17 protein-coding genes and 4 tRNA genes are annotated in these 20,724 nt (G+C 64.3%); 17 read left to right on the top strand and 4 right to left on the bottom strand.

Annotated elements, in window-relative coordinates; translation table 11 throughout:
* Positions 1-16: 16 nt before the first annotated feature.
* The 5 genes from ACIPW4_RS14395 to ACIPW4_RS14375 all read left to right on the top strand — a co-directional run bounded on the left by ACIPW4_RS14395 (position 17) and on the right by ACIPW4_RS14375 (position 1,660).
* Positions 17-92: transfer RNA gene (locus tag ACIPW4_RS14395), tRNA-Val, on the top strand.
* A gap of 67 nt (positions 93-159) precedes the next feature.
* Positions 160-236, top strand: a tRNA-Asp gene (locus ACIPW4_RS14390).
* Positions 237-335: 99 nt separating this feature from the next.
* Positions 336-412 (top strand) — tRNA-Asp (locus ACIPW4_RS14385).
* A 140-nt stretch (positions 413-552) separates the two neighbouring features.
* Positions 553-629 (top strand) — tRNA-Asp (locus tag ACIPW4_RS14380).
* Between the two features lie 191 nt (positions 630-820).
* Positions 821-1,660 carry a DUF2242 domain-containing protein gene (locus ACIPW4_RS14375; RefSeq protein WP_400658846.1) on the top strand — a complete coding sequence of 280 codons (840 nt, stop codon included), beginning with the start codon at positions 821-823 and terminating at the stop codon, positions 1,658-1,660.
* A gap of 221 nt (positions 1,661-1,881) precedes the next feature.
* Here the strand turns inward: ACIPW4_RS14375 and ACIPW4_RS14370 are convergent, their stop codons facing one another.
* Positions 1,882-2,922: an AraC family transcriptional regulator gene (locus ACIPW4_RS14370; RefSeq protein WP_400658844.1), complete on the bottom strand. Its 1,041-nt coding sequence runs from the start codon at positions 2,920-2,922 to the stop codon at positions 1,882-1,884.
* Positions 2,923-2,926: 4 nt separating this feature from the next.
* Positions 2,927-4,045, bottom strand: coding sequence for a nitrilase-related carbon-nitrogen hydrolase (locus ACIPW4_RS14365; RefSeq protein ID WP_400659150.1), 1,119 nt, complete (start codon positions 4,043-4,045; stop codon positions 2,927-2,929).
* Between the two features lie 186 nt (positions 4,046-4,231).
* Between ACIPW4_RS14365 and ACIPW4_RS14360 the strand changes: the two genes are divergently transcribed.
* Complete coding sequence (locus ACIPW4_RS14360) at positions 4,232-6,268, top strand: FAD-dependent oxidoreductase (protein WP_400658842.1); 2,037 nt, start codon at positions 4,232-4,234, stop codon at positions 6,266-6,268.
* A 126-nt stretch (positions 6,269-6,394) separates the two neighbouring features.
* Complete coding sequence (locus ACIPW4_RS14355) at positions 6,395-7,279, top strand: 1-aminocyclopropane-1-carboxylate deaminase/D-cysteine desulfhydrase (protein ID WP_400658840.1); 885 nt, start codon at positions 6,395-6,397, stop codon at positions 7,277-7,279.
* Here the strand turns inward: ACIPW4_RS14355 and cybB are convergent.
* Positions 7,270-7,815, bottom strand: coding sequence for a cytochrome b561 (gene cybB, locus ACIPW4_RS14350; RefSeq protein WP_400658839.1), 546 nt, complete (start codon positions 7,813-7,815; stop codon positions 7,270-7,272). The genes ACIPW4_RS14355 and cybB overlap by 10 nt on opposite strands.
* A 100-nt stretch (positions 7,816-7,915) precedes the next feature.
* The gene (locus ACIPW4_RS14345) at positions 7,916-8,851 is read right to left on the bottom strand and encodes a DUF1853 family protein (protein WP_400658837.1); all 936 of its coding nucleotides are present in this window, start codon (positions 8,849-8,851) and stop codon (positions 7,916-7,918) included.
* 88 nt (positions 8,852-8,939) lie between these two features.
* On the opposite strand from ACIPW4_RS14345, the gene ACIPW4_RS14340 reads away from it, so the two are divergent.
* The 10 genes from ACIPW4_RS14340 (at position 8,940) to ACIPW4_RS14295 (ending at position 20,686) form a co-directional block, all read left to right on the top strand.
* A complete protein-coding gene (locus tag ACIPW4_RS14340) occupies positions 8,940-9,830 on the top strand; it encodes an NAD(+) kinase (protein WP_027919132.1) in 891 nt (296 codons plus the stop codon).
* Entirely contained in the window at positions 9,830-10,801 is a 972-nt protein-coding gene (locus tag ACIPW4_RS14335; protein ID WP_400658835.1) for a metallophosphoesterase, read from the top strand. Before ACIPW4_RS14340 ends, ACIPW4_RS14335 begins: the two co-directional genes overlap by 1 nt.
* Positions 10,798-11,685 (top strand): rhomboid family intramembrane serine protease, encoded by an 888-nt coding sequence (locus ACIPW4_RS14330; protein ID WP_400658833.1) that lies wholly within the window; start codon positions 10,798-10,800, stop codon positions 11,683-11,685. The genes ACIPW4_RS14335 and ACIPW4_RS14330 overlap by 4 nt, the downstream gene beginning before the upstream one ends.
* A 13-nt stretch (positions 11,686-11,698) precedes the next feature.
* Positions 11,699-11,959 carry a YeaC family protein gene (locus tag ACIPW4_RS14325; protein WP_016485539.1) on the top strand — a complete coding sequence of 87 codons (261 nt, stop codon included), beginning with the start codon at positions 11,699-11,701 and terminating at the stop codon, positions 11,957-11,959.
* A complete protein-coding gene (locus tag ACIPW4_RS14320) occupies positions 11,956-12,786 on the top strand; it encodes a DUF2797 domain-containing protein (protein WP_400658831.1) in 831 nt (276 codons plus the stop codon). The genes ACIPW4_RS14325 and ACIPW4_RS14320 overlap by 4 nt, the downstream gene beginning before the upstream one ends.
* A gap of 13 nt (positions 12,787-12,799) precedes the next feature.
* Positions 12,800-15,457, top strand: a complete 2,658-nt coding sequence (gene pepN, locus ACIPW4_RS14315) for an aminopeptidase N (RefSeq protein ID WP_400658829.1) — start codon at positions 12,800-12,802, stop codon at positions 15,455-15,457.
* Between the two features lie 271 nt (positions 15,458-15,728).
* Positions 15,729-16,754: a WD40/YVTN/BNR-like repeat-containing protein gene (locus ACIPW4_RS14310; protein ID WP_400658827.1), complete on the top strand. Its 1,026-nt coding sequence runs from the start codon at positions 15,729-15,731 to the stop codon at positions 16,752-16,754.
* A 20-nt stretch (positions 16,755-16,774) separates the two neighbouring features.
* The gene (locus ACIPW4_RS14305; protein WP_400659148.1) at positions 16,775-19,150 is read left to right on the top strand and encodes an RND family transporter; all 2,376 of its coding nucleotides are present in this window, start codon (positions 16,775-16,777) and stop codon (positions 19,148-19,150) included.
* Positions 19,151-19,299: 149 nt separating this feature from the next.
* Complete coding sequence (locus ACIPW4_RS14300; protein ID WP_400658825.1) at positions 19,300-19,590, top strand: DUF5629 family protein; 291 nt, start codon at positions 19,300-19,302, stop codon at positions 19,588-19,590.
* Complete coding sequence (locus tag ACIPW4_RS14295; RefSeq protein ID WP_400658823.1) at positions 19,556-20,686, top strand: lactonase family protein; 1,131 nt, start codon at positions 19,556-19,558, stop codon at positions 20,684-20,686. The genes ACIPW4_RS14300 and ACIPW4_RS14295 overlap by 35 nt, the downstream gene beginning before the upstream one ends.
* Positions 20,687-20,724: the final 38 nt, after the last annotated feature.

Genomic DNA, 20,724 nt, shown 5'->3' with positions numbered 1-20,724 from the left:
GCAAGCAACATCGCGAGGGTGATTAGCTCAGCCGGGAGAGCATCTGCCTTACAAGCAGAGGGTCGGCGGTTCGATCCCGTCATCACCCACCACTTCCTGAGATTGTTTCTAGTGCTGGACGCTTCTGATGAAGCCGAGAGCCGGAGAGAAACGCACTGCGCAGCGGTAGTTCAGTCGGTTAGAATACCGGCCTGTCACGCCGGGGGTCGCGGGTTCGAGTCCCGTCCGCTGCGCCATTTTTCAGTAACAGATGGGTGCCTGGCACCGGTCTGAAGCCGAAGGCAAAAGGCCTGAGGCTGATCCCAGTTTCAATCGGGCGCAAGCCTGAACGATACGCAGCGGTAGTTCAGTCGGTTAGAATACCGGCCTGTCACGCCGGGGGTCGCGGGTTCGAGTCCCGTCCGCTGCGCCATCTTCGTTTCGAGGTCCCTAGAACACCTTGAAGCAAACACAAAGAAAGCGATCAACTATCGCTTTTTTTGTGCCTGCCCTGAGGCCATCGCGCCGGAAGGGTAGACCCAGTTTTCAATCGGGCGCAAGCCTGAATGATACGCAGCGGTAGTTCAGTCGGTTAGAATACCGGCCTGTCACGCCGGGGGTCGCGGGTTCGAGTCCCGTCCGCTGCGCCATCTTCGCCTCAAGGCCCCTTGAACGCCTTGAAGCAACTCAAAAAGCGACCTCAGGGTCGCTTTTTGCGTTTTTGTGCCTTGCCGGCAGCCTGATTTACACAAACCTGAACGACTCTTCACCGATCAACGGTTCCTGTGCCTGCCTGCAGTGATGCACAATAGGCCTCTTTTTGACTTACCCGGAATTCGCAATGTCCAGATCATCCGTCTTTGGTGCGCTCGGGCTGGCCCTGGTGCTGGCGGGCGTGACCGGTTGCTCTTCGAAGAAAGCCGCCATCTACGAGCACGAGAACTTCGACGACTCGGGGACCTATTCGCGCAGCTTCCCGGTGACCGATGCCGGCTCCTGCGAAGCGGCCCGCCGTGCCTTGCTCAGCCAGGGCTACATCATCACCAGCAGTGGCGCCAACCAGGTGGTGGGCAACAAGAGCTTCCAGCAGAACAGCGAAAACCACCTGCAGATCAGCTTCAACGTGACCTGTGCGCCAGACGTCAACGACGACAAGGGTTCGACCATGTTCGCCAACGCGCTGCAGGACCGCTACAGCCTGAAGAAATCCAACAGTTCCGCCAGCCTGGGTGTCGGCGTGCTGGGTTCGGTATCCATGCCGATCGGCTCCAGTGACGATTCGATGGTCAAGGTCGCCAGCGAGACGGTGACGGCAGCCCAGTTCTACGACCGCTACTTCGCCCTGGTCGAAAGTTTCCTGCCCAAGCCCAAGAAGGTCGCAAAGGCCAAGGTCGAGGCGCCTGCGTCCAAGCCCGAGAAACCGGCGCCGGCCCTGGGCTTGCCAGAGCAGGCCTCGGTGGCACCAGCAGTTGCAGCGCCTGCGTCGGCACCGCTGGTCGAAGCCACTCCTGCCGCTCCCGCCCCCGCCGCGGCGGCTGAAGCGCCTGCCAGTGAAGCCGCAGATGCACCAGTGGTCAATGACAGCCAAGGGTCGCAACCGGTGGCGCCGCCGGTGGAGGCTGCGCCGATTCAGGTGCAGCAGGACGCACAGCCTGCAGAGCCGGCGCCGTCTTCGTTGTAATTTTCTGTCATGGATGAGCGGCGATAAGTTCCTGAGCACCTGCTACGTTTACCTCTGAGCTTGTCATCATTCCTTCACCCGGCTCGCTTAGGTTGAAGGCATGATCAACGAAGACAGAAGAGAAGAGGATGCAGGGCTATGGATGACTATCAGGAAGAGCTGCTCGAATTTCAGGCTTACGAACTGGATGCGCCGGAACCGGCAGACGACGCCACAGAGCTTTAACCTGCCCGCCGCTGGCTGCGGCGAAACTCCCCCGGCGTAAGGCCCGTCCAGCGCTTGAATGCGCGCTGGAAGGCCTCTGCCGATGCAAACCCCAACAGATAGGCGATTTCGCCGAAGGCCAGCTCCGTATCGCGGATATAGGCTTCGGCAAGGTCTCGCCGCGTGTCGTTGAGCAGGTCGCGAAAGCGCGTGCCCTCTTCAGCCAGTTTGCGCCGCAGTGTCCAGGTGGGCAGTTGCAGGTGCAATGCCACTTCTTCCAGATCGGGCTCGCGCCCGCCGTTGAGCAGCGGCCCGAGCAGGTGGGTAATGCGCTCGCCCAGGCTGCGTACCCGGGTGCGCTGGAGCATTTGCGCTTCACACAACTGCAGCAGGTGGGCGAAGGTGCTCGGGCAGTGCTGTGGGTTGGCCAGATCGAGCGTGCTGCGGCTCAGGCGCAAGCGGTTGGCCCGGGCGGCGAACTGCACGGGGGCACTGCAAAGGGATTGATACGCCGCAGCGTAGCCGGGGGCATCGAACTCGACCTCCAGTCGCTCGGCCAGCAAAGGGGTGCCCGCCATGGCGGCGAGCTGCGCCAGCCAGCCGGCCAGCAGGGAGTCGACCACAAAGCGGTTGTAGTCGTTGTAGGGGCTGATCGAGTAGAAAAGCAGCCATGCGCCTTGGGGGTCTTCCTGATAGCTGGAATGGCCACGGTAGTTGGCGGCGTAGAGTGGCTCGAAGCGCAGCAGCGTACGTGCAGCCTCGCCCAGTGTAGGGGCCTGGGCCGCGGTGACGCCGGCCAGCCCGGCTTGGGCCAGGCGACTGAGGCGCCCCATGCGCAGGCCCAGCGCTGGCTCGCCACACAGTGCGATGGCCGCATGCCCGAGGTGCATGTAGCGCGGGATCGACAGGCGCGCGCCAGCCTCGGCCAGGCGTGTGGCATCCAGCCCGTATTGCTGCAACAGCGGAACCGGATCGTGACCTTGCTCGCGCAGGGCTTCGATCAGGGGTTGGACGAAACCTACCGAAAGGTCACCCAGGCGTACGCGAGGGCGGCTCATGTGCCTACAGCCACAGGTTGAGCAGGCGCGCGCCGTGGCTGGGAGGGCCTGCCAGCAACTCACCTGCCTGATGGGCGAAGCCTTGGCCGTCGCTGCCCTGTTCCCAGAACTGGCCACGCATGAACACGCTCATGCTGCTGACACCGTTGCCTGCGGACTGTGTCAGGCGTTGCCAGGCGGTCTGTTCGCTGACCTCGCCGCGCTGCAGTGCAAGTTCGGCCGCAGCGTCCTGGTGGCGATTGCCACGCCAGGGGGCATCCCAGCTGCCTTTGCCGCTGAGGTACACCGGGTTGGCGATCAGCTGGACCTGCTGTTGCTGCAACTGGCGTTGATTCTCGGGGTACCAGCTGTCGCTTCCAATCAGCACGCCGAGGCGCCCGGCGGGGGTCTGCAGGACCTGCAGCGGGAAGTGCCGGCCAGGGTGGATATAGCGCCGTGTTTCGCTGTCGGGGTATTGCTGGTGCTGGGGTTGCCCCAGCAGCGAACCATCTGCGGCGAACACCATGCTGCTGTTGAACAGCGGGCCGTGGCCAATGTGCAGCACGCCCTGATCGACGTACGGGGCGGGCAGCACGATCGAGCCCGCCACCAGGGTCACGCCGAACTCCCTGGCCAGGCCGCCGAACAGTTGCTGGTAGTCGCTGGCCATCTGTTGGGCCTTCATGCGCAGGTGGGCATCGGCACGTCGGTCATCGCCACTGGCACCGAGCAGCGCCAGGCCATAGCGCAGCGGATTGCTGAGCTCCAGCCACTGTTCGGCGTCACGGTTGCGGGTGACCTGGTACAGCTCGTTCTTTTCGCCGCGCGCCCACAGCCAGGTGCCGATGTGCTCCGGCAGCACCACGACCGTGCGAGGACCCACCAGGCCCTGGGCGCGAGCTTGTTCCAGGTAGGCGGAAAGCTTGCGGTGCAGGCGTTGCAGGCTCTGGTAGTCGCTGGGGAACAGGAGCGGCTCGATGCCGAGCAGGTTGCCATGCGCGCCGGGCACACCATGGTTGAGCGCCAGTTCGATGCGCAGATCAGAGAGGTAGTGGCCTTCCGGGCGCTGTTGGGTCCAGAAACCGTAGCCGCACAGAGCGGTGATCATTACCAGCGCCAGGGCGCCTGCCAGGAGTTTTCGCATCAAGCGGTACAGCGCCTTTGGAATCGAGGGTTCCTTAGGGTAGTCCTGCTGCGCGGGAGGATCAATAAGTTGTCAGTTTCGATCATTGAGCGCGTTCAAACAGCTGTTTAATGTCGCAGGCAGACAACGACGGGCACCCGCTGAGGTACCCGCATTCCGTGATCACGCCACCTGGGGAACCTCACCATGGCTGCCGACCGCTACCCGCATTTGCTGGCCCCGCTGAATCTGGGCTTCACTACCTTGCGCAACCGCACCCTGATGGGGTCGATGCACACCGGCCTCGAGGAGCGTCCGGGCGGTTTCGAACGCATGGCGGCGTATTTTGCCGAGCGCGCCCAGGGTGGCGTTGGCCTGATGGTGACTGGTGGCATTGCACCGAACGATGAAGGCGGGGTCTACGCCGGCGCGGCCAAGCTCAGCACCGAGGAAGAGGCAGACCAGCACCGCATCGTCACCCAAGCCGTGCATGCCGCAGGCGGCAAGATCTGCCTGCAGATCCTGCATGCCGGGCGCTACGCCTACAGCCCGCGCCAGGTGGCACCCAGCGCGATCCAGGCACCGATAAATCCGTTCAAGCCCAAGGAACTGGACGAAGCGGGTATCGAGAAGCAGATCGCCGACTTCGTCAATTGCGCCGTGCTGGCCCAGCGTGCGGGCTACGATGGCGTCGAGATCATGGGCTCGGAAGGTTACTTCATCAACCAGTTCCTCGCTGCCCACACCAACCACCGCACCGATCGCTGGGGCGGCAGCTACGAAAACCGCATGCGCCTGGCGGTGCAGATCGTCACCCGCGTGCGCGACGCGGTGGGGCCGAACTTCATCATCATCTTCCGTCTGTCGATGCTCGACCTGGTCGAGGGCGGCAGCACCTGGGATGAGATCGAGCTGCTGGCCAAGGCCATCGAGCAGGCCGGGGCGACGCTGATCAACACCGGCATCGGCTGGCACGAAGCGCGCATCCCGACCATTGCCACCAAGGTGCCGCGTGCGGCGTTCAGCAAGGTCACCGCCAAGCTGCGCGGCGTGGTGAGCATCCCATTGATCACCACTAACCGCATCAATACCCCGGAAGTGGCCGAGGCAGTGCTGGCGGAGGGCGATGCCGACATGGTGTCGATGGCCCGGCCGTTCCTTGCCGACCCGGACTTCGTCAACAAGGCGGCCGAAGGCCGTGCTGACGAGATCAACACCTGCATCGGCTGCAACCAGGCGTGCCTGGACCACACCTTTGGCGGCAAGCTGACCAGTTGCCTGGTCAATCCGCGGGCCTGCCACGAGACCGAGCTCAACTACCTGCCGGTGCGTGCCGTGAAGCGTATCGCGGTGGTGGGTGCCGGCCCGGCAGGCCTGGCCGCTGCCACCGTGGCTGCCGAGCGTGGCCATGAGGTGACGTTGTTCGATTCCGCTACCGAAATTGGCGGGCAGTTCAACGTGGCCAAGCGGGTGCCGGGCAAGGAGGAATTCCACGAGACCTTGCGCTATTTCCGCAACAAGGTGAAAAGCACCGGTGTCAACCTGTGCCTGAACACCCGGGTCGATGTGCAGGCGCTGGTCGGCGGCGGTTACGACGAAATCATCCTGGCCACCGGTATTGCACCGCGTACCCCGGCCATTCCCGGTGTCGAGCATGCCAAGGTGCTCAGCTACCTGGACGTGCTGCTCCAGCGCAAGCCGGTGGGCAAGGCGGTGGCGGTGATTGGTGCGGGCGGCATCGGTTTCGACGTTTCGGAGTACCTGGTGCATCAGGGCGTAGCCAGCAGCCAGGACCGCGAAACGTTCTGGAAAGAGTGGGGGATCGACACTTGTCTGGAGGCGCGCGGTGGCGTTGCCGGGATCAAGGCCGAGCCGCATGCGCCGGCGCGGCAGGTGTTCCTGTTGCAGCGCAAGAAATCCAAGGTCGGTGACGGGCTGGGCAAGACCACCGGCTGGATACACCGCACCGGGCTGAAGAACAAGCAGGTGCAGATGCTCAACAGCGTCGATTACCTGCAGATCGATGACGCTGGCTTGCACATTCGCATTGGCGAAGGAGAGCCACAGGTGCTGGCAGTGGACAACGTAGTGATCTGCGCCGGGCAGGAGCCGCTGCGCGAACTGCACGAAGGGCTGGTGGCGGCGGGGCAGTCGGTGCACTTGATTGGCGGTGCCGATGTGGCGGCTGAGCTGGATGCCAAGCGGGCGATCAACCAGGGGTCTCGATTGGCCGCTGAACTTTGAGATCGCCGGTGCCGCTCCCACAGGAGACCGCGGCCCTTGAGGCTTGTGCGGGATCTGTGGGAGCGGCCTTGTGTCGCGAAAGGGGCGCGAAGCGCCCCCGGGGATTTCACTGATAAACTCCGCTCCATGCATTTACCTCAAGCTCCACTACAGCGCCTGACTCTACCTTGTCTGACCACAGCCAAGGTAGAAGCCGCCATCCTGCGCCTGGACCTGATCGATCCCCTGATCAGTGGCAACAAGTGGTTCAAGCTCCGCCACCACGTGCAGCATGCCCATGCCGCAGGTGCCCCCGGCCTGATCAGCCTGGGCGGCAATCATTCCAACCACCTCCACGCCCTGGCCGCCGCTGGCAAGCGCTTCGGCTTTGCCACCGCCGGCCTGCTGCGTGGTCATCCCCAGAACACCCCCACGGTGCGCGACCTGCAATCCTTGGGCATGGAGTTGCACTGGCTCGGTTACGGCGGCTATCGGGCACGGCATGAAGCAGGCTTCTGGGAACCCTGGCAGGCCCGTTATCCAGGCTGGCATTGCATTCCCGAAGGCGGTGGCGGGGCGGCAGGTGCCGAAGGTTGTGCGCTGATCGTCGAGCAGGCCCGTTCGCAGCTCTCGACGCTGGGCTGGTCGGGATACGACGCCTGGTGGCTGGCTGCAGGTACCGGTACGACATTGGCCGGGCTGGTACTTGCCGAGGCAGGCGGACACGCGGTGCATGGCGCCTTGGCGGTGCCGATGGATCACGGCGTGCCCGGGACAGTCGCGGCACTGGCGGGCTCGCAGGGTTACCAGCTGCACGACGCCTGCCGTGGCGGCTTTGGCAAATTCGATGATCAGCTGCTGGCCTTCATCGCCGAGAGCGAGCAGTACACTGGCGTGCCGCTCGAGGCCCTGTATACCGGCAAGGCCTTGCTGGCCCTGCGCGATCAGGTCGAGGCCGGGCTGTTCGCGCCCGGTACCCGCCTGATCTTCCTGCACACCGGCGGTCTGCAGGGCCGTCGCGGTTACTTGTAGGGCAGCATGCGCAGCAGCGTATTGTCGCGCTGTACATAGTGATGGTACAGCCCGGCCAGTGCATGCAGGCCGATCAGCCAGTAACCCCATTGCGCCACCCGCTCATGCCAGCCCTTGATGAACTTGGCCTGGTCCGGGTCCGGGCCGATCAGGTGCGGCAGCTCCAGGCCAAAGAACGGCACCGGCTTGTCGGCGGCGCTGAGGATCAGCCAGCCGGCCAGCGGCAAGCCGATCATCAGCAGGTACAGCGCCAGGTGCATCAGGTGGGCAAGGCCGGTCTGCCAGGCCGGTGGCTTGGGTACGATCGGTGGGGTCGGGCGGCTAAGCCGCACGGCCAGGCGCAGCCAGACCAGCACGAACACACTCAGGCCGAGCATGAAATGCAGGTCTTTCATCAGGTTGCGTTCAGCGCTGTCTTTGGGGAACAGGCCGCGAAATTCCATACAGGCATACACAGCAGCCAGCAGCACCAGCATCAGCCAATGCAGTGCAATGGACAGGCGTGCGTAATGGGGCGCGGGGGTGGATGAAACCATGAGCGGTCCTCGTCATCAGGCTTGGGATGGCGCTCTTGCTGGCGCTCTGGGGTAACTGTAATCGCTATCGGGAAAAGCGTTTTGCGCCAGGCCGGCAAAATCAATTGCTGGGCAAATGCGGCCAGCTGTCAGCCACCAGAAACAAGCGCTCGGCTTCCTGCCAGGCGCCATCGGCATCCGGCTCCAGTTTCACCAGCAATTGCGCTGGCGCATGTTCGTCCAGTCGTTCCAGCCAGGCCGAGAACTGTTGCACCGTCCAGCATTCATTCGCCTCGATCCGTGCCGGCGCCAGCCAGGCATGCCGTGCCAATGGCTGCCAGCGTTCCTCCACCGCTACGGTCCAGGTGCTTCGCCGTACCCAGCGCCCGCGCAAATGTTCGGAGTTTGCACCCGCAGGCGGTTCGGCATGCCCAGGCCACGGATAGAACAGATAGCCGCCCAGCCACAGATGCGCCTGCACCTGGTCGACCCCCACGGCGGCCAGCGCCTCGCGGCTCCGTGAGTCTGCCGACATCGGCAACTGGTGCCCGGCGAGATGCGCCAGCTTGCTTCCCAGGCGGTCGTGGCAGCCTGGCCCCAGCCAGTGCGCCGGGTCGCGCCCGTCGTCCTCGTTCGGCCCCAGGTAGAGCTTGATCGCCAGCTCCAGGTGATGCGTGCCTTCGCCATCACGCATCAGGATGTCCAGCTCGCCCAAGGTCCGCCCACCCGCACGAATCGCTAGGTTGGACGCCAGCAACTCGACCCCGGGCGCGTGCGCCAGGGCGAACTGCCACAGACCTTCGTAGTACAAACCCAGGCGCCGGCTGGTGATCTTTGCCAACCAGTCGCGCAAAGGCAGATCATCCGCATCCAGGGCACGCAACCAGTCGTGCAGGCGTTGCGGGTCGCCCGCCCAGGCACTGCCCGCCAACGGATGGCGCTGGGGGCAGGGCGGGGCGCTCAGCAGCGCCGGCGACAGCAGGGTCCAGGCCAGGTCGCGCACGGCAGGGTGGCGCAAGCGGCGGGGCAGCTCGTGGAGCTCGGCAAAAGGCGTCATGCTGCGAGCATAGCCGGTTTGCCGCTACCCGGTCGTTTCGCCCATAATCGCCTCATTGTCACCCGCCGCAGAGCCTCGCAGGAGCACCATGGAGCAATTTCGCAATATCGGTATCATCGGCCGCCTTGGCAGCTCGCAGGTGCTCGACACCATTCGCCGACTGAAAAAATTCCTCCTCGAGCGCCACTTGCACGTGATCCTCGAGGACACCATCGCCGAAGTGTTGCCCGGCCACGGCCTGCAAACCTCGACGCGCAAGCTGCTCGGCGAGGTCTGCGACCTGGTCATCGTGGTCGGTGGCGACGGCAGCCTGCTCGGCGCCGCCCGCGCCCTGGCCCGGCACAATGTACCGGTATTGGGTATCAACCGCGGCAACCTGGGCTTTCTGACCGACATCCGCCCCGACGAGCTGGAGCAGAAGGTCGCCGAAGTGCTCGACGGCCATTACCTGGTTGAAAACCGCTTCCTGCTGCAGGCCGAGGTGCGCCGCCATCACGAGGCCATCGGCCAGGGCGATGCGCTCAACGATGTGGTGCTGCACCCGGGCAAGTCGACGCGGATGATCGAATTCGAGATCTACATCGACGGCCAGTTCGTCTGCAGCCAGAAGGCCGACGGTCTGATCGTCGCCACCCCCACCGGCTCCACCGCCTACGCCCTGTCGGCCGGCGGCCCGATCATGCACCCCAAGCTCGACGCCATCGTCATCGTGCCGATGTACCCGCACACCCTGTCGGGCCGGCCGATCGTGGTCGACGGCAACAGCGAGCTGAAGATCGTGGTGTCCAAGGACCTGCAGATCTACCCGCAGGTGTCGTGTGACGGCCAGAACCACTTCACCTGCGCCCCGGGCGACACCATCACGGTCAGCAAGAAACCGCAGAAGCTGCGCCTGATCCACCCGCTCGATCACAACTACTATGAGGTGTGCCGCACCAAACTCGGCTGGGGCAGCCGCCTGGGAGGCAGGGACGACTGATGCTCGATCCGGCGCGCAGTTTCGACATCATCGGTGACGTGCACGGCTGTGCACTGACCCTCGAACGCCTGCTCGACGCCCTGGGCTACAAACGCGTCGCTGGCGTATGGCGCCACCCGCGGCGGCAGGCGTTGTTCCTCGGTGACATCGTCGACCGTGGCCCGCGCATCCGCGAGGCGCTGCACATCGTGCATGACATGGTCGAGGCCGGCCAGGCGTTCTGCATCATGGGCAACCACGAGTACAACGCCCTGGGCTGGGTCACCCCGGCACTGCCAGGTAGCGGCAAAGCGTTCGTGCGCGAGCACACCCCGCGCCACGCCCGGCTGATCGACGAAACCCTGACCCAGTTCGCCCAGCATCCCGCTGACTGGCACGACTTCGTGCAGTGGTTCTACGACATGCCACTGTTCATCGATGCCGGGCGCTTCCGCCTGGTGCACGCCTGCTGGGACCCGCGGCTGATCGAGCCGCTGCGCCAGCAGTACCCGGGCGGGCGTATCGACGAGCACTTCATCCAGGCCTCGGCGGTGCCCGGCAGCTTTGCCGCCACCGTGTGCAACCGCCTGCTGCGCGGCACCGACATGCGCCTGCCGGACGGCCTGACCCTGACCGGCGGCGATGGCCTGACGCGCGCCTTCTTCCGCACCAAGTTCTGGGAAGAAGACCCGCAGACCTACGGCGACATCGTTTTCCAGCCTGATGCTCTGCCCGACGACGTTGCCCGTACGCCACTCAGCCACAACGAAAAGAACGCCCTGCTGCGCTACGCCGAGGACGAACCTTTGCTGTTCGTCGGCCACTACTGGCGCAGTGGCCGCCCGGCGCCGATCCGCGCCAACCTGGCCTGCCTGGACTACAGCGCGGTGCTGTACGGCAAGCTGGCGGCCTATCGGCTTGATGATGAAACCCGCATCGACCCGCACAAGTTCGTCTGGGTCGACGTCGAACGCCCACAGGCCAACCAATGAACATTGTCGAAGTGATGCGCCTGCCGCTGTCGGTCGACCTCAGCGGCTTCGTCCACCTGCTGCAGCGCCTGCAGGTACCGCACCGGGTCAGCGAGGAAGGTGAGGTCCAGGTGCTCTGGGCCCCCGACACCCTGGTCGCGGACGTACGCGAACTCTACCAGCGCTTTCCGGACGGCAACGCCGACGTACAGCTTGCCCAGGACCCTGTGGGAGCGGGTTCACCCGCGAATGGCCCCACACAACCCTCTCTGGCCGACCAGGCCAAAGCCTGCAAGGTCACCGCCACCGTCCTGATCCTCTGCCTGATCGTCGCCGGCCTCACCCGTCTCGGCGACAACCTCGACGTCATCAGCTGGTTCACCTTCCTCGACTTCCGCGTGCAGGGCGAGTACCTGCACTTCACCCCGCTGGCCCAAGGCCTGGCCGAGGGCCAGTGGTGGCGCCTGGTGTCACCCATGCTGCTGCATTTCGGCGCGCTGCACCTGGCCATGAACGGCCTGTGGTACTGGGAGCTGGGCAAGCGCATCGAACTGCGCCAGGGCCCCTGGCTGCTGCTGGGCCTGACCCTGCTGTTCAGCCTGGTGTCCAACCTGGCCCAGCACTACACCAGCGGCCCGAGCCTGTTCGGCGGCCTGTCCGGCGTGCTCTACGGCTTGCTCGGCCATGTCTGGCTGTACCAGTGGCTGGCGCCCAACCCTCACTTCAAGCTGCCCAAGGGCGTGCTGGTGATGATGCTTATCTGGCTGGTGATCTGTCTGACTGGCGTGGTCGGCCAGCTCGGCTTCGGCCAGATCGCCAACGCCGCCCACGTCGGCGGGCTGCTCATCGGATGCCTGACCGGGCTCTTGGGCGGGGCGCTGGCCCGGCGTAAACTGTCGGCTTGAATCAGGAGACACTATGTCCACTTTCGCGCAAATGATCGAAAACATCACCCCGGAAATCTACGAGAGCCTGAAACTGGCCGTGGAAATCGGCAAATGGTCGGACGGGCGCAAGCTCACCGCCGAGCAGAAAGAACTGTCGCTGCAGGCGGTGATCGCCTGGGAGATGAAGAACCTGCCCGAAGAACAGCGCACCGGTTACATGGGCCCGCAGGAGTGCGCGTCCAAGTCCGCCCCCATCGCCAACATTCTGTTCAAGTCGGACTCGGTACATTGATCGAACTCGCTCGTGGCTCTTTGAGCAAGATGGCGGTCAGCCTGCAGGCACCGGTGGTGCAGTACAGCTTCCGTCTGGATGACACCCAGGTGCCGGTCAACCCGCTGATCGGCCAGCGCCTGCGCCTTGAATACCTCGGCGCCATTCACTGCAGCCATTGCGGCAAGCGCACCAAGACCAGCTTCAGCCAGGGTTACTGCTACCCGTGCATGACCAAGCTGGCCCAATGCGATGTGTGCATCATGGCCCCGGAACGATGCCACTACGATGCCGGCACCTGCCGCGAGCCGTCGTGGGGTGAACAGTTCTGCATGACCGACCACGTGGTCTACCTGGCCAACTCGTCAGGCATCAAGGTCGGCATCACCCGCGCCACCCAGCTGCCCACCCGCTGGCTCGACCAGGGTGCCAGCCAGGCCCTGCCGATCATGCGCGTGGCCACCCGCCAGCAATCGGGCCTGGTCGAAGACATCCTGCGCAGCCAGGTGCCCGACCGCACCAACTGGCGCACGCTGCTCAAGAGCGACGCCGAAGTGCTCGACCTGCCTGCCATCCGCGAGCAGATCTTCGAAGCCTGTGCCGAAGGCCTGCGCGAACTGCAGGGCCGCTTCGGCCTGCAGGCGATCCAGCCGCTGCCCGATGCCGAGGTGGTGCAGATGCGCTACCCGGTCGAGGCCTACCCGAAAAAGATCGTCAGCTTCAACCTCGACAAGGACCCGGTGGCCGAAGGCACGCTGCTGGGCATCAAGGGCCAGTACCTGATCTTCGACACCGGCGTGATCAATATTCGCAAGTACACGGCCTACCAGTTGGCCGTGCTCCAGTAAAAAGGACCTGCACATGCGTACCGAACAACCGCAAGTGATCTACCTCAAGGATTACCAGGCGCCCGAGTACCTGATCGACGAGACGCACCTGACCTTCGAACTGTTCGAGGACCACACCCTGGTCCACGCGCAACTGGTCATGCGCCGCAACCCGGCACGCGGTGCCGGCCTGCCGCCACTGGAACTCGATGGCCAGCAGCTGGAGCTGCTGCGCGCCTCGCTGGACGATGTCGAACTGCAGGCGGGTGATTACCTGCTTGAAGCCGACAGCCTGACGGTACACCCCAAGAGCGAACGTTTCACTCTCGACACCAGCGTGAAGATCCACCCGGAGAGCAACACCGCGCTGGAAGGCCTGTACAAGTCGGGCAAGATGTTCTGCACCCAGTGCGAGGCCGAGGGCTTCCGCAAGATCACTTATTACCTCGATCGCCCGGACGTGATGAGCACGTTCACCACTACGGTGATCGCCGAGCAGCATCGCTACCCGGTGCTGCTGAGCAACGGCAACCCGATCGGCAGCGGGCCGGCTGAAGACGGCCGCCACTGGGCGACCTGGGAAGACCCGTTCATGAAGCCGGCGTACCTGTTCGCGCTGGTGGCCGGTGACTTGTGGTGCGTCGAAGACAGTTTTACCCGCCAGTCCGGCCGCGACGTGACCCTGCGCATCTACGTCGAGCCCGAGAACATCGACAAGTGCGACCACGCCATGGTCAGCCTGAAGAAGTCCATGCGCTGGGATGAAGAGGTCTACGGCCGCGAATACGACCTGGACATCTTCATGATCGTTGCGGTCAACGACTTCAACATGGGCGCCATGGAAAACAAGGGCCTGAACATCTTCAACTCGAGCTGCGTGCTGGCCCGCGCCGAAACCGCCACCGATGCCGCCCACCAGCGCGTCGAGGGCGTGGTCGCCCACGAGTACTTCCACAACTGGTCGGGCAATCGTGTGACCTGCCGCGACTGGTTCCAGCTGTCGCTCAAGGAAGGCTTCACGGTGTTCCGCGATGCCGAGTTCAGCGCCGACATGAACTCGCGCACGGTCAAGCGCATCGAGGACGTCGCCTACCTGCGCACACACCAGTTCGCCGAAGACGCCGGCCCCATGGCCCACCCGGTGCGCCCGGACAGCTTCATCGAAATTTCCAACTTCTACACCCTGACCGTGTATGAGAAGGGCGCCGAAGTGGTGCGCATGGTCCGCACTCTGCTGGGCGCCGAGGGCTTCCGCAAGGGCAGCGACCTGTACTTCGAACGCCACGATGGCCAGGCCGTGACCACCGACGATTTCATCAAGGCCATGGAAGACGCCAACGGCGTCGACCTCACCCAGTTCAAGCGCTGGTACAGCCAGGCTGGCACCCCGCGCCTGGAGGTCAGCGAGGCCTATGACGCCGCTGCGCAGGCCTACAGCCTGACCTTCCGCCAGAGCTGCCCGCAGACCCCGGACAAGGCCGAGAAGCTGCCGTTCGTGATCCCGGTCGAACTGGGGCTGCTGGACGCTGAGGGCAACGATCTGCCGCTGCAACTGGCTGGCGAAGCTGCCGCAGCGGGCACCTCGCGTGTGCTGTCGGTGACCGAAGCCGAGCAGACTTTCACCTTCAAGGGCATCCAGGCCAAGCCGCTGCCGTCGCTGCTGCGCGGTTTCAGCGCCCCGGTGAAGCTGAGCTTCCCGTACGACCGTGACCAGCTGATGTTCCTCATGCAGCATGACAGCGATGGCTTCAACCGCTGGGAAGCGGGCCAGCAGCTGTCGGTGCAGGTGCTGCAGGAACTGATCGGCCAGTTCCAGCGTGGCGAAACGCTGAAACTCGACCAGCGCCTGATCACTGCGCTCGGTACCGTGCTGGGCAATGAGTCGCTGGACGCCGCGATGGTCGCCGAGATGCTTTCGCTGCCAGGCGAGGCCTACCTGACCGAGATCAGCCAGGTGGCCGACGTCGATGCCATCCACGCCGCCCGCGAGTTCGCCCGCCAGCAGATCGCCGAGCAACTGTTCGACGCCCTGTGGGCGCGCTACCAGGCCAACCGCGAGGTCTCGGGCAGTACCCCTTATGTGGCCGCGGCCGAGCACTTCGCCCGCCGCAGCCTGCAGAACATCGCCCTGTCGTACCTGATGCAGAGCGGCAAGCCGCAGGTGCTGGAGGCGACCCTTGAGCAGTTCGAACGGTGTGACAACATGACCGAGCGCCTGACCGCGCTGGCCGTGCTGGTCAACTCGCCGTTCGAAGCCGAGCGCGCCAAAGCCCTGGAAAGCTTCGCCGAGCACTTCAAGGACAACCCGCTGGTCATGGACCAATGGTTCAGCGTGCAGGCGGCCAGCACGCTGCCGGGCGGGCTGGCGCGAGTCAAGGCGCTGATGCAGCACCCGGCGTTCACCCTGAAGAACCCGAACAAGGTGCGGGCGCTGGTCGGTGCCTTTGCCGGGCAGAACCTGGTCAACTTCCACGCCGCCGATGGTTCGGGGTATCGCTTCCTGGCGGACCTGGTGATCGAGCTGAATGCGCTGAACCCGCAGATCGCTTCGCGCCAACTGGCCCCGCTGACCCGCTGGCGCAAGTATGACGATGCGCGGCAGGTGCTGATGAGGAGCGAGCTGGAGCGGATTCTGGCGTCTGGCGAGCTGTCCAGCGATGTGTATGAAGTGGTGAGCAAGAGCCTGGCGTAAGCCTGGAAGAAACTGGGGCTGCTGTGCAGCCCTTCGCGGGCTCGCCCGCTCCCACAGAAATGGCGTTGACCTGATCCTGTGGGAGCGGGCGTGCCCGCGAAGGGCCGCACAGCGGCCCCCGTTTTTTGGCGGTTAACAAAACATAACGTCCCGTTCGTTGTAATCGCGCAACCTTCCCCGATACGATCCCCCCAAGCCTCTAAAACAGGCTTTTCACAGCACAGACCCACCAAGAAGAACACAACAGGGGATGCTCATGAAGGAGCGGGTGATGACGCAGGCCAGGCGTGGTGCCTGGCCGTTGGCGGCTGGCGCGATGCTGGCGCTGGCACTGGGGTTGTGGGCCGACAGCGCGCAGGCCGCTGCCGCCGACGAGTACTCGACCGAATCGGCCAAGGCCAGCCAGAGTCTGCTGATTGGCGCCGTGCATGCCGGCAAGCGCCTGGTAGTGGTCGGTGATCGCGGCCACATTCTGTTCTCCGACGACCAGGGCAGCACCTGGACCCAGGCCCGGGTGCCCACCCGGCAACTGCTCACCGCCGTGTTCTTCCTCGACGACAAGCGCGGCTGGGCAGTCGGCCACGATGCGCAGATCCTCGCCAGCAACGATGGCGGCGCCACCTGGAGCAAGCAGTTCGAAGACCTGGCCCGTGAAGCGCCACTGCTGGACATCACCTTCCTCGACCCCCAGCACGGTTTTGCCGTGGGCGCCTATGGCGCGCTGCTGGAAACCCGCGACGGTGGCCAGCACTGGCAGGACATCGCCGAACGCCTGGACAACCCCGACCAGCTGCACCTCAACGGCATCACCCAGGTGCGCGACGCTGGCCTGTTCATCGTCGGCGAGCAGGGCGGCATGTACCGCTCCAGCGACAATGGCCAGACCTGGGCCAAGGTCCAGGGCCCATACGAGGGCTCGCTGTTCGGCGTGATCGGCACAGCCAAAGCGCATACGCTGCTGGCCTATGGGCTGCGCGGCAACCTGTTCCGCTCCGGTGACTTCGGTGACAGCTGGCAGCCGATCGAACTCAAGGCCGCCCGTGGCGACCTCGAATTCGGCCTGGCAGGCGCTACGCTTGTGGAGGATGGCAGCCTGGTGCTGGTCGGCAATGGTGGCAGCGTGCTGCGCAGCACCGATGATGGCCAGACCTTCAGCGTCTACAACCGCAGTGATCGCATTGCCCTGGCCGGTGTCGCTGGCCTGGCCAACGGTGGCCTGCTGCTGGTGGGGCAGGGTGGCGTACACCTGGCCAGCGCCGAAGGCGCAGAGCCGGCGGCCAAGGAGGTGCGTCCATGACCAGCAGGGAGAGCATCACCATGCACCCGCACCACCAGGACAAGGCTACGTTGCTCGAACGCCTGATCTTCAACAACCGCCCGGTGGTCATCGCCCTGTGCGTGCTGGTCAGCATTTTTCTGTTCTGGCAGGCCACGCAGATCCGCCCCTCGACCAGCTTCGAGAAGATGATCCCGCTGGAGCACCCGTTCATCGAACAGATGATGGAGCACCGCAACGACCTGGCCAACCTGGGCAACACCGTGCGCATCTCGGTCGAGGCGGTCAACGGCGACATCTTCGACAAGGACTACATGGAGACGCTGCGCCAGATCCATGACGAGGTGTTCTACATCCCCGGGGTCGACCGCGCCGGCCTCAAGTCGCTGTGGAGCCCCAGCGTGCGCTGGAGCGAGGTCACCGAAGAGGGCTTCTCCGGTGGCGAAGTCATCCCCAACACCTACAACGGCTCCCAGGACAGCCTCGACACCCTGCGCGACAACGTGCTCAAGTCCGGCCAGGTCGGGCGCCTGGTGGGCAACAACTTCAAGTCCAGCATCGTCGACGTGCCGCTGCTGGAAAGCTTCCCCGACCCGCAGGACCCCGGCAAGCAGGTCAAGCTGGATTACCAGCAGTTCTCGCATCAGCTGGAAGAAAAGATCCGCGACAAGTTCCAGGCGCAGAATCCCAACGTGAAGATCCACATCATCGGCTTCGCCAAGAAGGTCGGCGACCTGATCGACGGCCTGGTGATGGTGGCGATGTTCTTCGGCGTGGCCCTGGTGATCACCTGGGTCCTGCTGTACTGGTTCACCTGGTGCATCCGCAGCACCATCGCCGTGCTCATCACCACCCTGGTGGCGGTGGTCTGGCAACTGGGCCTGATGCATGCGGTGGGCTTCGGCCTGGACCCGTACTCGATGCTGGTACCGTTCCTGATCTTCGCCATCGGCATTTCCCACGGTGTGCAGAAGATCAACGGCATCGCCTTGCAGTCCAGTGACGCCGACAATGCCCTGACTGCAGCCCGACGCACCTTCCGCCAGCTGTTCCTGCCGGGGATGATCGCCATCCTTGCCGACGCCGTGGGCTTCATCACCCTGTTGATCATCGACATCGGCGTGATCCGCGAGCTGGCCATCGGCGCGTCCATCGGCGTGGCGGTGATCGTGTTCACCAACCTGATCCTGCTGCCGGTGGCGATTTCCTATGTCGGCATCAGCAAGAAGGCCATCGAGCGCAGCAAGAAAGACGCGACCCGCGAGCACCCGTTCTGGCGCCTGCTGTCGAACTTCGCCAGTGCCAAGGTGGCGCCGGTGTCCATCGCCCTGGCGTTGATCGCCTTCGCCGGCGGCCTGTGGTACAGCCAGAACCTGAAGATCGGCGACCTCGACCAGGGCGCGCCGGAGCTGCGCCCGGACTCGCGCTACAACCAGGACAACAACTTCATCATCAGCAACTACTCGACCAGTTCCGACGTGCTGGTGATCATGGTCAAGACGCCGGCGGAAAGCTGCTCGATCCACTCGACCATGGCACCGATCGACGAGCTGATGTGGACCATGCAGAACACCCCTGGCGTGCAATCGGCGATCTCGCTGGTGACCGTGTCCAAACAGGTGATCAAGGGCATGAACGAGGGCAGCCTGAAGTGGGAGACCCTGTCGCGCAACCCGGACATCCTCAACAACTCCATCGCCCGCGCCGATGGCCTGTATAACGCCGACTGCTCGCTGGCGCCGGTGCTGGTGTTCCTCAACGACCACAAGGCCGAGACCCTGGAGCGTGTCACCGCCGTGGCCAAGGCGTTTGCCGACAGCCACGACAAGGAGGGCCTGCAGTTCCTGCTGGCGGCGGGCAACGCCGGGATCGAGGCGGCCACCAACGAGGTGATCAAGTCGGCCGAGCTGACCATCCTGATCCTGGTCTACCTGTGCGTTGCGGTGATGTGCATGATCACTTTCCGCTCGTTCGCCGCGACCCTGTGCATCGTCCTGCCGCTGGTGCTGACCTCGGTGCTTGGCAACGCGCTGATGGCGTTCATGGGCATCGGTGTCAAGGTCGCCACCTTGCCGGTGGTGGCGCTGGGCGTTGGTATTGGCGTGGACTATGGCATCTACATCTATAGCCGCCTGGAAAGCTTCCTGCGTGCCGGCCTGCCGTTGCAGGAGGCTTACTACCAGACCCTGCGTTCGACGGGCAAGGCTGTGCTGTTCACCGGCTTGTGCCTGGCGATCGGCGTGTGCACCTGGATCTTCTCGGCAATCAAGTTCCAGGCCGACATGGGGCTGATGCTGACGTTCATGCTGCTGTGGAACATGTTCGGTGCGCTGTGGCTGCTGCCAGCGCTGGCGCGGTTCCTGATCAAGCCTGAGAAGATGGTGGGCAAGGAGGGCGGGTCCATCTTCGCCCATTGAGCCGCTGGGGGCCGCTTTGCGGCCCTTTCGCGACACAAGGCCGCTCCTACAGGAGAACGCGAACCCCTGTAGGAGCGGCCTTGTGTCGCGAAAGGGCTGCAAAGCAGCCCAACGGTTATAATGCCGCCACATCCCCTACAGGTACCCCCATGTCCCCCCTCGCCACCGCCCTCGCATCCTGCGACATGCTCCTGATCGACGGCCTGCACGCCTTCGACTTCACCTGCGACGCCTCCGGCCTCATCGTCGAGTGCATGGACGGCCGCCAGCACCGCCGCTGGTCCTTCACCCCCGAACAGCTCGCTGCCGCCGTTGGCACCGGTGATGAGTGGCAACTCAACGGTGCCCAGGGCGAGCATCGTCTAGTCTGTATGAGTGCCTTTCGCGCCCCGGATGAGGACGACGATGAACCGGATCTGGACGAGCCTGCTGACCGCTAGCCTGATGAGCCTGACAATTACCGCCCACGCCGCCACGTTGCTGGTGGGCAGCTACACCGATGGCCAGAGCCAGGGCATCTACCGCTATCAGTTCGACGACAAGACAGGGCAAATCGCCGATAAGCCCCTGCAGGTTGTCAAGAGTGTCAGCCCGTCGTGGCTGGTGCTGTCGGCCGACCAGCGCCAGTTGTTCGCGGTCAATGAGACCCCCAACGGCCACGTCAGCAGCTTCAGCGTCAGTCCCGAGGGCGACATCAAGCCATTGAACCAAGTGGGCAGCCAAGGCGACGAGCCCACCCACGCCAGTCTCAGTCGCGACCAGCGGTTCCTGTTCGTCGCCAACTACTCCGTCGCCCCTGACCCGGGCGGCAGCCTGGTAGTGATTCCAGTGGCCAAGGATGGCAAACTCAGCAAGGTGGTGCAGCAATTGCGGCACAAGCCCAGTGGCGTGAATGCCGAGCGCCAGGCCGGTGCCCACGTGCACTCGCTGGTGCTGTCGCCCGATGGTCTGCATGTCTATGCCAGCGACCTGGGTGCCGACAAGGTCTTCATCTATCGCTATGACGGTGCCAGCCTCAAGGAGCCGCTGACCAAGGCTATTCCCGCCTCGGTGGACCTGCCGCCCGGCAGCGGGCCGCGTCACCTGCTGTTCGATGCCAAGGGCCGGCATGCCTACCTGACGCTGGAGATGAGTGGTGAAGTGGTGATGTTCGAGGTCAAGGACGATGCCTTGCTGGAGCGTCAGCGCTTGCCGCTGACCGATCAGCAGGATGCCGCCGCCAAGGCCTCGGGAGGGTTGCACCTGTCGGCGGATGGGCGTTTCCTGTACGTCAGCAATCGTGGTACGGCGAACGAGATCGTGGTGTTCAGCGTGGGCAAGGACGATGGCCAGCTGACGTTCCTGCAGCGCCGCTCGGCGGAGGGCGACCATCCACGGGAATTCGCCCTGGACCCGAGCGACAACTTCCTGCTGGTCGCCAACCAGAAGAGCAACCAGATCGTGGTCATGCGCCGTGACCCGCGCAGCGGCAAGCTCGGCGAGACGGTGCAGACGTTCACTCAGGATGCGCCTTCGGATCTCAAGTTCATCGAGTGACTATCGATAGCGATAATAATCCCTACCAGCGCAATGAA

The sequence above is a fragment of the Pseudomonas sp. NPDC089996 genome (assembly GCF_044748405.1).
GTDB lineage: Bacteria > Pseudomonadota > Gammaproteobacteria > Pseudomonadales > Pseudomonadaceae > Aquipseudomonas.
Note: the sequence above shows the minus strand (reverse complement) of the source record. Positions and strands in the feature narration are given on the sequence as shown.